Source organism: Janibacter limosus NBRC 16128, assembly GCF_001570985.1.
Classification (GTDB): domain Bacteria; phylum Actinomycetota; class Actinomycetes; order Actinomycetales; family Dermatophilaceae; genus Janibacter; species Janibacter limosus.
Genome location: NZ_BCSS01000022.1, coordinates 1 through 12,176 on the forward strand (window position 1 = coordinate 1; position 12,176 = coordinate 12,176).

13 protein-coding genes are annotated in these 12,176 nt (G+C 70.6%); 3 read left to right on the forward strand and 10 right to left on the reverse strand.

What is annotated here, in order from left to right:
• Both JLI01S_RS17130 and JLI01S_RS09585 read left to right on the forward strand, forming a co-directional pair.
• Positions 1 to 947: DUF6801 domain-containing protein (locus tag JLI01S_RS17130; RefSeq protein WP_369407375.1), on the forward strand; the 947-nt coding region annotated here is incomplete at its 5' end.
• Positions 948 to 1,105: 158 nt separating this feature from the next.
• A complete protein-coding gene (locus tag JLI01S_RS09585) occupies positions 1,106 to 1,897 on the forward strand; it encodes a class F sortase (RefSeq protein ID WP_068263815.1) in 792 nt (263 codons plus the stop codon).
• Here the strand turns inward: JLI01S_RS09585 and JLI01S_RS09590 are convergent.
• The 9 genes from JLI01S_RS09590 to dacB form a co-directional block, all read right to left on the reverse strand.
• Positions 1,890 to 2,363 carry a DUF3180 domain-containing protein gene (locus JLI01S_RS09590; protein WP_068263817.1) on the reverse strand — a complete coding sequence of 158 codons (474 nt, stop codon included), beginning with the start codon at positions 2,361 to 2,363 and terminating at the stop codon, positions 1,890 to 1,892. The genes JLI01S_RS09585 and JLI01S_RS09590 overlap by 8 nt on opposite strands.
• Positions 2,363 to 3,217 (reverse strand): 2-amino-4-hydroxy-6-hydroxymethyldihydropteridine diphosphokinase, encoded by an 855-nt coding sequence (gene folK / locus JLI01S_RS09595; protein ID WP_068263821.1) that lies wholly within the window; start codon positions 3,215 to 3,217, stop codon positions 2,363 to 2,365. The genes JLI01S_RS09590 and folK overlap by 1 nt, the downstream gene beginning before the upstream one ends.
• Positions 3,214 to 4,071: a dihydropteroate synthase gene (gene folP / locus JLI01S_RS09600; RefSeq protein WP_245634581.1), complete on the reverse strand. Its 858-nt coding sequence runs from the start codon at positions 4,069 to 4,071 to the stop codon at positions 3,214 to 3,216. Before folP ends, folK begins: the two co-directional genes overlap by 4 nt.
• Positions 4,068 to 4,643 carry a GTP cyclohydrolase I FolE gene (gene folE, locus JLI01S_RS09605; RefSeq protein WP_068263824.1) on the reverse strand — a complete coding sequence of 192 codons (576 nt, stop codon included), beginning with the start codon at positions 4,641 to 4,643 and terminating at the stop codon, positions 4,068 to 4,070. Before folE ends, folP begins: the two co-directional genes overlap by 4 nt.
• A 4-nt stretch (positions 4,644 to 4,647) precedes the next feature.
• Positions 4,648 to 6,762: an ATP-dependent zinc metalloprotease FtsH gene (gene ftsH / locus JLI01S_RS09610; RefSeq protein WP_068263827.1), complete on the reverse strand. Its 2,115-nt coding sequence runs from the start codon at positions 6,760 to 6,762 to the stop codon at positions 4,648 to 4,650.
• Positions 6,763 to 6,955: 193 nt separating this feature from the next.
• Positions 6,956 to 7,507 (reverse strand): hypoxanthine phosphoribosyltransferase, encoded by a 552-nt coding sequence (gene hpt / locus JLI01S_RS09615; RefSeq protein WP_068263829.1) that lies wholly within the window; start codon positions 7,505 to 7,507, stop codon positions 6,956 to 6,958.
• 28 nt (positions 7,508 to 7,535) lie between these two features.
• Positions 7,536 to 8,540: a tRNA lysidine(34) synthetase TilS gene (tilS, locus tag JLI01S_RS09620; RefSeq protein WP_068263832.1), complete on the reverse strand. Its 1,005-nt coding sequence runs from the start codon at positions 8,538 to 8,540 to the stop codon at positions 7,536 to 7,538.
• A gap of 1 nt (position 8,541) precedes the next feature.
• Positions 8,542 to 9,585: a zinc-dependent metalloprotease gene (locus JLI01S_RS09625; RefSeq protein ID WP_068263834.1), complete on the reverse strand. Its 1,044-nt coding sequence runs from the start codon at positions 9,583 to 9,585 to the stop codon at positions 8,542 to 8,544.
• A 46-nt stretch (positions 9,586 to 9,631) separates the two neighbouring features.
• Complete coding sequence (gene dacB, locus JLI01S_RS09630; protein ID WP_068263835.1) at positions 9,632 to 11,023, reverse strand: D-alanyl-D-alanine carboxypeptidase/D-alanyl-D-alanine endopeptidase; 1,392 nt, start codon at positions 11,021 to 11,023, stop codon at positions 9,632 to 9,634.
• A gap of 86 nt (positions 11,024 to 11,109) precedes the next feature.
• On the opposite strand from dacB, the gene JLI01S_RS09635 reads away from it, so the two are divergent.
• Positions 11,110 to 11,736: an inorganic diphosphatase gene (locus JLI01S_RS09635; RefSeq protein WP_068263838.1), complete on the forward strand. Its 627-nt coding sequence runs from the start codon at positions 11,110 to 11,112 to the stop codon at positions 11,734 to 11,736.
• Here JLI01S_RS09635 and JLI01S_RS09640 read toward each other — a convergent pair.
• On the reverse strand, positions 11,720 to 12,166 hold the full coding sequence (locus JLI01S_RS09640; RefSeq protein WP_068263842.1) for an SRPBCC family protein: 447 nt from the start codon (positions 12,164 to 12,166) through the stop codon (positions 11,720 to 11,722). The two genes, JLI01S_RS09635 and JLI01S_RS09640, sit on opposite strands and share 17 nt — an antisense overlap.
• Between the last annotated feature and the right edge of the window lie 10 nt (positions 12,167 to 12,176).

Consider the following 12,176-nt stretch of genomic DNA (forward strand, 5'->3'; position numbering starts at 1 on the left):
CCCGCCTCTCGGCGGGTGCCGCCCTCGTCACCGGGCTCGGCATGATGGGCCTCGCCACGGCCGTCCCGGCCCAGGCTGCCACCGTCACGCAGAACTACGAGTGCAGCTTTGACGTGCTCAACGTCGGCGTCACCTACGACGCGGCTCCGGTCCAGGTCGAGCTGACGGCCGATGTGCCCGCCACCGTCGAGGTCGGCGACGAGATCAACTCCGCCGTGACCGCCACGGTCACCATCCAGGACGAGCAGCGCAACGCTCTCTACGGTCTGCTCGGTGTGCGCGCGGTCGACGGCCCGGACGCCGCCGGCGCAGCCGCAGAGGACGGCGGGCTCAACACCAAGAACGCCCGCAACCAGGCCAGCTTCACCTTGAGCAACGGCACCGACTCGGCCGAGGGCATCATCCCCCTCGAGGTCCCGGTCACCGCGGTCCCCGACTCCGGCGAGCTCGTCGTCGTGGCCACTGGTGCGGTTGCCCCGATCTCGGCCGACGGCGTCGGCACCTACACGGTCGATGCCGGTGACTTCCAGGCCTACATCCGCGGCTACGAAAATGCGGATGGCACCGGGTACAAGACCAACATCACCATGGACTGCACCAATGTCTCGGAGATCACGGAGATCGCGACCGTCGAGGTCACCGAGGCCACCGACGAGCCGACCGACCCGGACCCGAGCGGCACGCCCACGGACGAGCCGACCGACCCGAGCGGCACGTCGACCGACGAGCCGACCGATCCGAGCACCACGCCTGAGCCGAGCGCCACGGTCGGCGACGGCGACGACGGTTCCACTGACCCCCAGACCCCCGGTGTCGTCCAGACCGATGACGCGTCCGTCCTCTCCGGCGACGACAACGCCGCGCTCCTGCTCGGTGGGGTCCTCCTCGCCGGTGCCGGTGCAGGCGCCGTGACCATCGCGCGTCGCCGCAGCGGTTCGCAGCACTGAGGCAGCACCACTGACATCCGTCAGTGACTGACGGCACGGGCCGTCGGGTCGGGATCACTCCCGCACCCGGCGGCCCGTACCGTTGTCCCGGGGGAACTTCTGACCGATCATGGACGTTTCACCTCATCGACTGCTCGTGAAGATCATCAGGAGGACCTGTGCCGACCCCACCGACGCGTCGCCAGCGCTGGCGGGAGCGCAAGGAGTACCGACGCACGACTGCTGTGCTCGCAGCAGCCGTGGCCGTCCTCCTGGGAGGCGGCGTCGCGGCCGGCACGTGGTGGTCACAGCAGGACGACGAGGCCGCGCTCTCCCCCGGCACCTATGTCCCGCCGAGCAGCATCATGCCGCCCTCCCAGACCATCACCTCGTCGTCGTCGACGGCGACGACGACGACGACGAAACCCAAGAAGAAGACGTCCTCGTCCACGGCGAGCTCGACGACCACGGCGAGCCCGACCGCCACGGCCGCGCCGGTGCAGGCCCCGCCCGGGAGCCCGACGCGGGTCCAGGTGACCTCGGGAGGACGCGAGCTCGTCGACGCGAGCCTCGGACCGACGAAGCTCGACGCACAAAAGGTGCTGGCTCCCCCCTTCGGCACCGCAGGGTGGTACGCCGAGCCGGGGTGGCCCAAGCCCGGCCACAAGGGCGCCAGCATCCTCGTGGGGCACATCAACCATGGCGGCAACCCCGATGTCTTCTGGAACCTGCCGAGCGTCAAGCTCGGTGACATCGTCACCGTCACCTACGGCTCAGGCTCCGCGGTGAAGTTCAAGATCACCCGCTCTGAGCCCGCGTCCAAGAAGGGCGTGCCCCAGGACGACTCGATCTGGGACTGGGACAACCCCAATCCCGTGCTGCGCCTGATCACCTGTGACCCCGGAACCCCGCTGAGCGGTGGCCACTACGAGGGCAACTGGGTGGTCTGGGCAGACCAGATGGTCAGCTGACGCCCGAGCGGGACGAAGGGTCCTCGTCGTCATCGTCGATGCGGCACCACCGCTGGACGAGCAGGCCCGCGCTGCCCAGCACCACCGCGCCCAGGCCCGCGACAGCCCACTTGAGGGCCAGCCCTCCACGGCCGGCAAACCCGGCGTCCGGAGCGAGCGCGATCGCCTGGCCGAGGTGCAGACCTGCGATGACGGCGCCGGTGAGGGCACTGGCCTGGGCCAGACCCAGGATGCGGGCCGCGACGACCGGCTCGACGTGCGTGCGGCCGTGACGCATGCGCCACATCCGCAGGCCCATCCCCAGCACGACAGCGCCCATCCCGAGCAGGACCACCCCGGCGAGCCAACCCACCCGCAGCGGGGGGTGCCCACCGGCGATCCACCAGCGGCCGAAGGCCCAGCTGAGCACCGCCGCAGCGGCGAGCACGACCGTGACGGTCGACCACCGCAGTCCGCGGTCCAGCATCAGACCTCCTCGATGTCGCTCGAGTCGACGCCCGCGAGCAGGTCGAGCACCGGGACGACCCGGCCACCGACGCGCAGGTGCGCCCCGGGGTCGACCCGCGACCAGGGCTGCAGGACGAAGCCACGCTCGTGTGCCCGCGGGTGGGGCAGGGTGAGCAGCGGGTCGCCGCTGACGACGTCCGTGCCCGAGGCCGGGTCGCCGTACTGGATCAGGTCGAGGTCGAGCGTGCGCGCACCCCAGCGGATCTCGCGGACGCGACCGTGGCGGGCCTCGACGGCGTGGAGTGCGGCGAGCAGCTCGTGCGGTGCGAGAGCGGTCCTCGCGACGAGGACCGTGTTGGTGTACCGGGGCTGGTCGGGCCCGCCGATCGGATCCGTGCTGACGAAGGGGGCCCGGCGCACCGACTGCACGGCATCACCGAGGTCGTCGATGGCCGACTGGAGCGTGCGGGATGCGTCACCGAGGTTGGCCCCCATGGCGATGACGACCGGCACGGCGCGGGTGCGGTGGATGGTCACGGCCACATCGCCGAAGGGCACGCCGACCGGGGCCGACGGCTTGTGCACGGTGACCTCGACGTCACGCACTCCGGGACGGGCCAACGCGTCGCCGGCAACCTGCTCGGCGAGGGACTCGATGAGGTCGAGCGAGGGCCCCTCGATGCGGCGGACGACATCGGCGCCGACCTCGGCGTAGTTGATCGTCCGGGCGAGGTCGTCGGTGGCCCCTGCGGACGCCAGGTCGAGGTGGAGCACGACATCGACGACGAAGTCCTGACCCTCACGCTTTTCGTCCGCGAGCACGCCGTGGAAGCCGCGCGCGCGCACACCGAGCAGGCTGATCCGGTCCGTCACGAGCTCAGCTCTCCCAGCGCGGTGGCGACGTCGATCGCGTCGACCGTGGCGGTGACATCGTGTACGCGCACGCACCACACGCCGGCCCGGGCGGCCCGGGCGCTCGTGGCGGCCGTGACCACGGCGCGGGCGTCGAGGGGTCGCTCGTCGCCCTCCGCCCGCCCCACGCTGCCGAGGAAGCCCTTGCGCGAGGTGCCCAGGAGCACGGGGTGTCCGAGGTCGACGACCCGCTCGAGATCCGCGAGGAGCTGCCAGTTGTGCTCGGCGGTCTTGGCGAAGCCGATCCCGGGGTCGAGGACGAGCTGGTCGCGAGCGGCTCCCGCGGCCAGGAGCACGTCGACCCTCGCCATCATCTCTGCGCAGACCTCGGCGACGACATCGTCGTACTCCGCGCGGGTCTGCATGTCGTGGGCATGTCCGCGCCAGTGCATGACGACGAAGGGAGCGCCGCTCGCCGCCACGAGCGCGGGCATCGACGGGTCGGCGAGGCCGCCGCTCACGTCGTTGATGATCACGGCGCCGGCGTCCAGCGCGGCCCCGGCCACGCTGGCTCGCATGGTGTCGATCGAGACGGCGATCCCGTCGGCCGCGAGGGCCTCGACGACCGGCACGACGCGACGCAGCTCCTCGTCCTCAGAGGGGCGCTCGGCACCCGGTCTGGTGGACTCACCGCCGACATCGACGATCGTGGCGCCCTCGGCCACGAGCTCGCGTCCGTGGGCGATCGCGGAGTCGGTCTCGATCCATCGGCCGCCGTCGCTGAAGGAGTCCGGCGTGACGTTGACGACCCCCATGACGACCGGTCCCGGTCGCTGGTGCGCGGCCGCGATCCGATCGAGGACCGCGTGGGTCACCGAGCGGCCCCGGAGAGCAGGGCCATCGCCTCGGCCCGGGTGGTGGAGTCGCGCAGCTGACCGCGTACCGCGGAGGTGATCGTCTTGGCGCCGGGCTTGCGCACACCACGCATCGACATGCACAGGTGCTCGGCCTCGACCACGACGATGACCCCGGCGACGTCGAGGTGCTCGACGAGCGCGTCAGCGATCTGGCTGGTGAGGCGCTCCTGCACCTGCGGCCGCTTGGCGAAGAGGTCAACCAGGCGCGCGATCTTGGACAGGCCGGTCACCTTGCCGCTGGTGCCGGGCGTGTACCCGACGTGCGCGACCCCGTGGAAGGGCACGAGATGGTGCTCGCAGGTGGAGTACAGCTCGATGTCCCGCACGATGACGAGCTCGTCGTGATCGATGTCGAAGGTCGTCGAGAGCAGCTCTGCCGGATCGGACCGCAGCCCGGCGAAGACCTCCGCGTAGGAGCGGGCCACCCGGGCGGGGGTGTCGACGAGACCATCACGGTCGGGGTCCTCCCCCACCGCGATCAGGATCTCGCGCACGGCCGCCTCGATGCGGGCCAGGTCGACATCGGACATGAGGTCAGCCGTGCCCGTTGTCGTCGCCGTCGACGCCCTCGCCCGGCGCGACCTGACGGATCTCGGTCGTGGGGCGCTCCTCCTCCGTCGGGATCGTCGCGCCTTCCTCGGCAGCGCGGTCGATCGCCCGGGTGACGCCGGGGTCACTCTGCGGCGTGCTGGTCTGTCCCTGCTCGCTGTCGCGGGCGCGCATGGCGGCCTGCTCGGCGGGCGTGAGGACCGGCGGGATGTCGGAGATCGTGCGGTACTCGCTGCTCAGCCACGTCGGACGCTTGGGCCGCTTGCGCACCTCGGCAAAGACGACCTCGAGGTCCTTGGTGTTGAGCGTCTCGTGCTCGAGGAGCTCGAGGACGAGGCGGTCGAGGACGTCCCGGTTGTCGTTGAGCGCGTGCCAGGCCTCGTCGTGGGCCTCCTCGATGAAGCGGCGGACCTCCTGGTCGACGATCCCCGCGATCTCCTCGGAGTAGTCACGCTGGTGGCCCATGTCCTTGCCGAGGAAGACCTCGCCGCTGGACTGGCCGAGCTTGACCGCGCCGATCTTTTCGCTCATGCCGAAGTCGGTGACCATCCTGCGGGCCATCGACGTGGCCTTCTCGATGTCGTTGGAGGCACCGGTGGACGGGTCGTGGAAGATGATCTCCTCCGCGACGCGGCCGCCGAGGGCGTAGGCGAGCTGGTCGAGGATCTCGTTGCGAGTGGTCGAGTACTTGTCGTCCAGCGGCATGACCATCGTGTAGCCGAGCGCGCGGCCACGCGGGAGGATCGTGATCTTCGTGACCGGAGCGGTGTGGTTCATCGCCGCGGCGACGAGGGCGTGCCCACCCTCGTGGTAGGCGGTGATCTTGCGCTCCTGGGCGCTCATGATCCGGGTGCGCTTCTGCGGCCCGGCGATGACACGGTCGATGGCCTCGTCAAGGATCTCGTCGTCGATGAAGTGCTTCTCGAGGCGGGCCGTGAGCAGCGCTGCCTCGTTGAGGACATTGGCCAGGTCGGCACCGGTCATGCCGGGGGTGCGACGGGCCACGGTCAGCAGGTCCACACCCGGTGCCATCGGCTTGCCGGCCGCGTGCACCTCGAGGATGCGGTGGCGGCCGATCATGTCGGGGTTCTCGATGGCGATCTGCCGGTCGAAGCGACCCGGACGCAGCAGCGCGGGGTCGAGGATGTCGGGGCGGTTGGTCGCCGCGATGAGGATGACATTGGTCTTGACGTCGAAGCCGTCCATCTCGACGAGCAGCTGGTTGAGCGTCTGCTCGCGCTCGTCGTGACCGCCGCCCATACCGGCACCGCGGTGACGGCCGACGGCGTCGATCTCGTCGACGAAGATGATCGCGGGGGCATTGGTCTTGGCCTGCTCGAAGAGGTCACGCACGCGGCTGGCACCGACGCCGACGAACATCTCGACGAAGTCCGAGCCGGAGATCGAGTAGAAGGGCACGCCCGCCTCACCGGCGACGGCCCGCGCCAGCAGGGTCTTGCCGGTACCCGGCTGGCCGTAGAGCAGCACGCCCTTGGGGATCTTGGCGCCGACGGCCAGGAACTTGCTGGGCTCGCGGAGGAACTCCACGATCTCCTGCAACTCCTCGACGGCCTCGTCCGCGCCGGCCACGTCGACGAAGGTCACCTGGGGGGTTTCCTTGCTGGCCAGCTTGGCCTTGGACTTGCCGAACTGCATGACCTTGGAGCCGCCGCCCTGCGCCTGGCTGAGGATGAACCAGAAGAGGCCCACGAGCAGCAGGAGGGGCAGGATCGAGAAGAGCAGGCTCGACCAGACGCTGGGCGACTCGACGGTGTCATTGCGCACCCCGTCGACATTGGCCTCGACGAGCTTGAGCATCTGACCGGCTCGCGCGTCGATGAACTCGGTCTCGACCTTGGTGGCGTCCTTGACCGACTCGTCGTCGGAGTAGGTCTGCCCGTCCTTGAGGTCGAGCTGCAGGAGGTTGTCCGTGGTGAAGTGGGCGTCCTTGACCTTGCCCTCGGTCACGAGCTTCTCCGCTGCGGAGGTGTCCACGCGCGCGTACTCGTTGCTGTTGCGCGTCGTGAACATCAGGACGAAGACTGCGATGAGCAGCAGGGCCCAGAATGCGGGTGCGCGAAAGATCTTCTTGGCGTTCATACGGGTACGGGGGCTCCCCGGACTTCCTGACTCGACGACGTGGCGACCACCGGCGACGCCGGGGACATCAGGACGAAACTACCTGACCCCCGCCATCCAGCGGTCACCAGACCAACGACCACCATGGCGGCCGTGTTCCCGCAGGCTCCACGAACCCGAGCTGACCGGCCGGAAGCGGGTGCGGGGCGGCGACCTACGAGTAGACGTGCGGCGCGAGCGTCGCGACGTCACGCAGGTTGCGGTAGCCCTCGGCGTAGTCGAGGCCGTAGCCGACGACGAACTCGTTGGCGATGTCGAAGCCGACCCAGCGGGTGTCGATGTCGACCTTGGCCGCCTCGGGCTTGCGCAGCAGGGTGAGGATCTCGACGGACGCGGGCGAGCGGGAGTCGAGATTGGCGCGGATCCACGACAGCGTCAGACCGGAGTCGATGATGTCCTCGACGATCAGCACGTGCTTGCCGCTGATGTCGGTGTCGAGGTCCTTGAGGATGCGCACGACGCCCGAGGACTTGGTGCCGGAGCCGTAGGAGCTGACCGCCATCCAGTCCATCGGGGCGGACCCGGGCAGGTGGCGCATGAAGTCGGCCATGACCATGACCGCGCCCTTGAGGACGCCGACGAGCAGCACGTCCTTGCCCTGGTAGTGCTCCCAGACCTCGGCTGCCAGCTCAGCGAGCCGCGCCTGGATCTGCTCCTCGGTGATGAGCACCTCGACGAGGTCGTCCTGGATGTCCTTGGAGTCCACAGCTCTCCTTTGTCGGGTCGGGCCGGATTCATTGTCCACCAGGCGCGCGCCCGATGCGCACCCGGTGGTCGGCTCGGCTCACCCGTAGGTCGCCGGGCAGGTGGAGGGGCCCCTGGCCGTGCCAGTCCGTGAGCAGGCGGTCGCAGCCGGCGACGTGCGCCGCACTCAGTGCACCGACCGGCGCACCGGCCCGCACGAGGAGTCGTCGCCACACGCGGGAGCGAAGGGCGGGAGCCAGCTCGACGAGATCCGTCACGGGGATGCCAGCGGGGTCGTCGTCGGGAGTGGCCCGTTCCGCGAGGTCGTCGAGCAGGTCGGCGTCGTCGCGCAGCAGGTCGGCGCTGCGCGCCAGCGCATCGGTGAGGCCCGGGCCGAGGTCCTCCTCGAGGATCGCGAGCGCCTGACGGACGCGGACCCGGGTGTAGGACCGGTCGGAGTTCATCGGGTCCTCCCAGGCCATGAGGCCCCACGCTGCGCAGGCCTGCTCGGTCGTCGAGCGGGGCAGGTGCAGCAGCGGCCGGACGAAGGGGGTCCCCTCCCGGACGACGAGGTCCGCCATCCCGGCGAGTGACCGGGCGCCCGAGCCGCGGGCCAGGCCCAGCAGCACCTGCTCCGCCTGGTCGTCGCGGGTGTGACCCAGCAGGACGACGTGTGCGGGGTGCTCCTCGCCCATCGCGGCGGCCGTCTCGGCGAGAGCGGTGTAGCGCGCCTCGCGGGCCTCCGCCTCGAGTCCGTCACCGGAGGAGGTGACGACGGCCTGCACGACCGCGACCGGAGCGAGCCCGAGGTCAGCGCACTGCTGCGCTGCGAGCAGCGCCGTGTCGGCGGACTCCTCTTGCAGCCCGTGATCGACGACGATCGCTCCGACGGTCACGTCGTGGGCTGCACCCTCCGCAGCCAGTGCCCCGGCGAGGGCCAAGGAATCGGTGCCACCGCTCACCGCAGCGAGCGCCAGCGAGCCCGCCGGGAGGCCGGCGAGGACCGCGCGGACCCCCCTTCGGCAGTCGGCCTGGGAGGGGTGGCCAGCGCCCACCTCAGCCGTGCACCCGCCGCACCCAGGCGGCGGGCTCGGTGATCTCGAGGGCGGTCGGCAGGGTCTCCGGGGAGGTCCACACGGCGTTGAAGCCGTCGACCCCGACGCGCTCGTGCACCTCGCGGACGAAGACCGCGCCGTCGCGGTACTGGCGCATCTTGGCCTCGAGGCCGAGCAGGCGACGCAGCAGGCGGTCGGCGGCTCCGGCCCCCTTGCGGCGCTTGGTGAAGCGTTCGCGGATGGTCGCCACGGTCGGCACGTGCTCGGGGCCCACGTCGTCCATCACGACATCGGCGTGGCCCTCGAGGAGGGACATCACGGCGGTGACCTCGGCCATGCGCTCGCGCTGCTCCGGGGTGATGACGAGCTCGGCGAGCCCCTGTCCGTCCCCGCTCAGGACCCGCGGCAGCTGGGTGGCGACCTGCTCGAGGCGCGACTTGAGCGACTCCGCGTCCGGCATCAGGTCCCCGGCGAGGCCTCGGGCACTGTCGATGATGTGCTGGCGCAGCCACGGCACGGCCGTGAACTGCACGCGGTGGGTCTCCTCGTGCAGGCACACCCAGAAGCGGAAGTCACGCGGCACCGCGGACAGCTCACGCTCGGTCGTGACGATGTTGGGCGCGACGAGCAGGAGCGCCGGAGTGCCGTCGGGCGCGATGTCGTACTGGCCCAGGACCTTGGTGGAGAGGAAGGCGAGCATGCCGCCGGCCTCCGCCCCGGTGAGCTTGGACCCGATGGCCTGTGCCGGCGCCCACGGCTCCTTGTCCCGCCGCTCGGCCATCGTCCGCAGCGCGGGGTCGAGCAGCGCTGACATGGAGTCGGCGTTGACCTCGATCCAGGTCGGCCGGTCGACCACCAACGGGGCAGGCGCGTCACCGGGCGCGGTCAGCCGCGAGGTGGCGGCGACCGGAGCGACGGCTGCGGCGGCGAGCTCTCGGATCTCGGCGACCGTCTCGGCAGCTTCCTCGTGGCTCACGTCGGGCCCCGGCGGGACGAGCCGCGCGCCGGCGGACTTGGCGAACTTCCAGTCGACGTATTGGGTCACGTGCCCACAGTACGGAGCGGGGAGCCATCGCCCAACCGGCGAGGTCTCAGCGGCAGCCGCAGGCGGTGAGGTCGGCGACGATCGTGTCGAGCGCCGCTCGGGCGCCGAGCGTGCCCGTCGTCGACGGGACGCGGTCGGCGATGAGGACGAAGGTGAGCAGCCGCCCGTCCGCCGTGGTCGTCGTGCCCGCGAGCGCGGAGGTCCCCGTGAGGGTGCCCGTCTTGGCCCGGGCGATGCCCGCGGCGGGGTGCGACTCGTCGGTGTCGTAGCGGTGGTGGAGGGTGCCGGTGAGGCCGGCGATCGGCAGCTCGGACAGCACGAGGCTCATCGTCTGCGCGGAGCCGGTGATCCCGAGCTGCATGACATCGGAGATGACCCTGGCCGGGATGGCCTGACCGGAGCTGAGACCGCAGCTGTCCTTGAGCTTCACTCCCGTGAGGTCGACCCCCGCGTCCTCGAGGCTGGTGTGCACCCAGGCCGCGACGTCCGCGAAGGAGCTCCCCGCGCCGTCGGCGACCGCGGCCTGCCGGGCCACATTTTCGGTCAGGGCGTTGTCGCTGTCGTCCAGGGCGAGGGCGAGCACATCGCCGAGCGGAGCGGACTCGACGGACCCGAGCTCCTCGGCGCCCTGCGGGGCCGCCTGCTTCCACGACGACGCAGAGTTGTCGACCGAGACCGTGACGCCGGCCTTCTTCAGCTGTGCCGCGAAGGCCTTGAGCACGGCCCGCTCGGGAAACTTCGGTGAGGCGTTGAAGGGCTCGGGCCGGTCCCCCGCCAGACCCACCATCGACACGCCCTGGGTGTAGCCGTCCGCCACGTCTGCCATGTCCCACGTCGGGGCGTAGCGCTCACCGGCCGCGTACGTGGAGTCCAGGCGAAGGGAGAGGCGAGCTCCCCCTTGCGTCCCCAAGGAGTCAGCGACCTGCTGGGCCAGGTCCGCCAGCCCGGCCCGACCCTCGACCTTGGTCGGGTCGCCGGCCCCCTTGGCGAGCATCGTGTCGCCGGACGCGACGAGCACCAGCTCGTCCTCGTCGCGCACGACGGTGGTCGTCATGGTGCGGGTGAGGTCAGTGCGCTCGGACACGGCAGCAGCCGTGAGCAGCTTGGCCGTGGACGCCGGGGTCTGCGGGCGGTCCGCACCCTTGGAGTAGAGGGTCTCGCCACTCAACGCGTCGCGCACGACGACGCCGACCCGAGGGCCGAGCTGCTTGTCCTGAACGTCCGTGCGCAGGGCCCTCGTCAGGCCAGCCTCTGTGGGTGCGGGCGCGTCCTTGGCCGCGGGGGGCAGGACCACCGTCGGCTCGACGGACTGCGGGACCTGCTCGGAGACGGCCTCGTCGATCGTCAGGACACCCGGGACCTGGTCGTAGGCGTCGGCCGCGCCATAGCCGATTGCGAGGGCTGCGACAGAGGTCACGGCGATCAGAGCACGTCGCACGTGCGGCCCCTTGCGGTGTTTTGACGGTGGTGGTGGAACACTGGCCTCGAGAATAGTTCACCGTCACCGAGACAAGGGGCACACCTGTGGAGTTCGACGTCACCATCGAGATCCCGAAGGGCCAGAAGAACAAGTACGAGGTCGACCACGCCACCGGGCGCATCCGCCTCGACCGCATGCTCTTCACCTCCATGGCCTACCCGAGCGACTACGGCTACGTCGAGGACACCCTCGGCGAGGACGGCGACCCGCTGGACGTGCTCGTCCTCCTCGACGAGCCCACCTGGCCCGGCTGCCTCGTGCGCGCCCGGCCGATCGGGATGTTCCACATGCGTGACGAGGCCGGTGGCGACGACAAGGTCCTGTGCGTCCCCGCGGGCGATCCGCGCAAGGAAGGCATCAAGGAGCTCGAGGACATCAGCGAGTTCGACCGCTTGGAGATCCAGCACTTCTTCGAGACCTACAAGGACCTCGAGCCCGGCAAGTCCGTCGAGGGCGCCCACTGGGTCGGTCGCGAGGAGGCCGAGCAGACCGTCCTCGAGGCCATCGAGCGCGCCAAGGCCAATGGCATGAGCACTGCCCGCTGGAACATGCCGGCCGGTCACACGCAGCAGAAGGACGTGACCCACTCGGAGGACGACATCAAGGCCGCCGCTGCCCGGGCACGCGACGAGCTCGCCACCAAGGAGAACCCGCTCAGCGACAGCGAGTGATCTCCTGAGCCAACCCGTGGCGGCCCTGTCGCATCATCCACGCGTGGTTGGCCCGCAGCACAGCAGGCGCGAGGGTCGCCGCCCGGGACAACCGGGCGGCGACCCTCACCTCTTGGTCGAAAATCGCCGTCGTCGTCCCTCCGCCCGTGACGATCGACCACTGGGCCCACCCGGTGAGGTCACCGTCGACGGCGACGCGCAGGCGGCCCCCTTCGCGGTCCTCGATCTGGCGGGTGAGGACCAGGTGCAGGGTGACGGGCAGCAGGCTGCGGATCCGCGCCCGACCGGACCGGTCGTCCAGCGCCTCCACCGATCGGACCTGGGACCACCATCGCGGGTAGTGCTCGATGTCGACGAGCGCGGCGACGACCGGCTCGGCAGGACCGGGCAGCGACCACTCGTGGTGGAAGGCAAAGCGCTGGGTGGTCACACTCCCATCC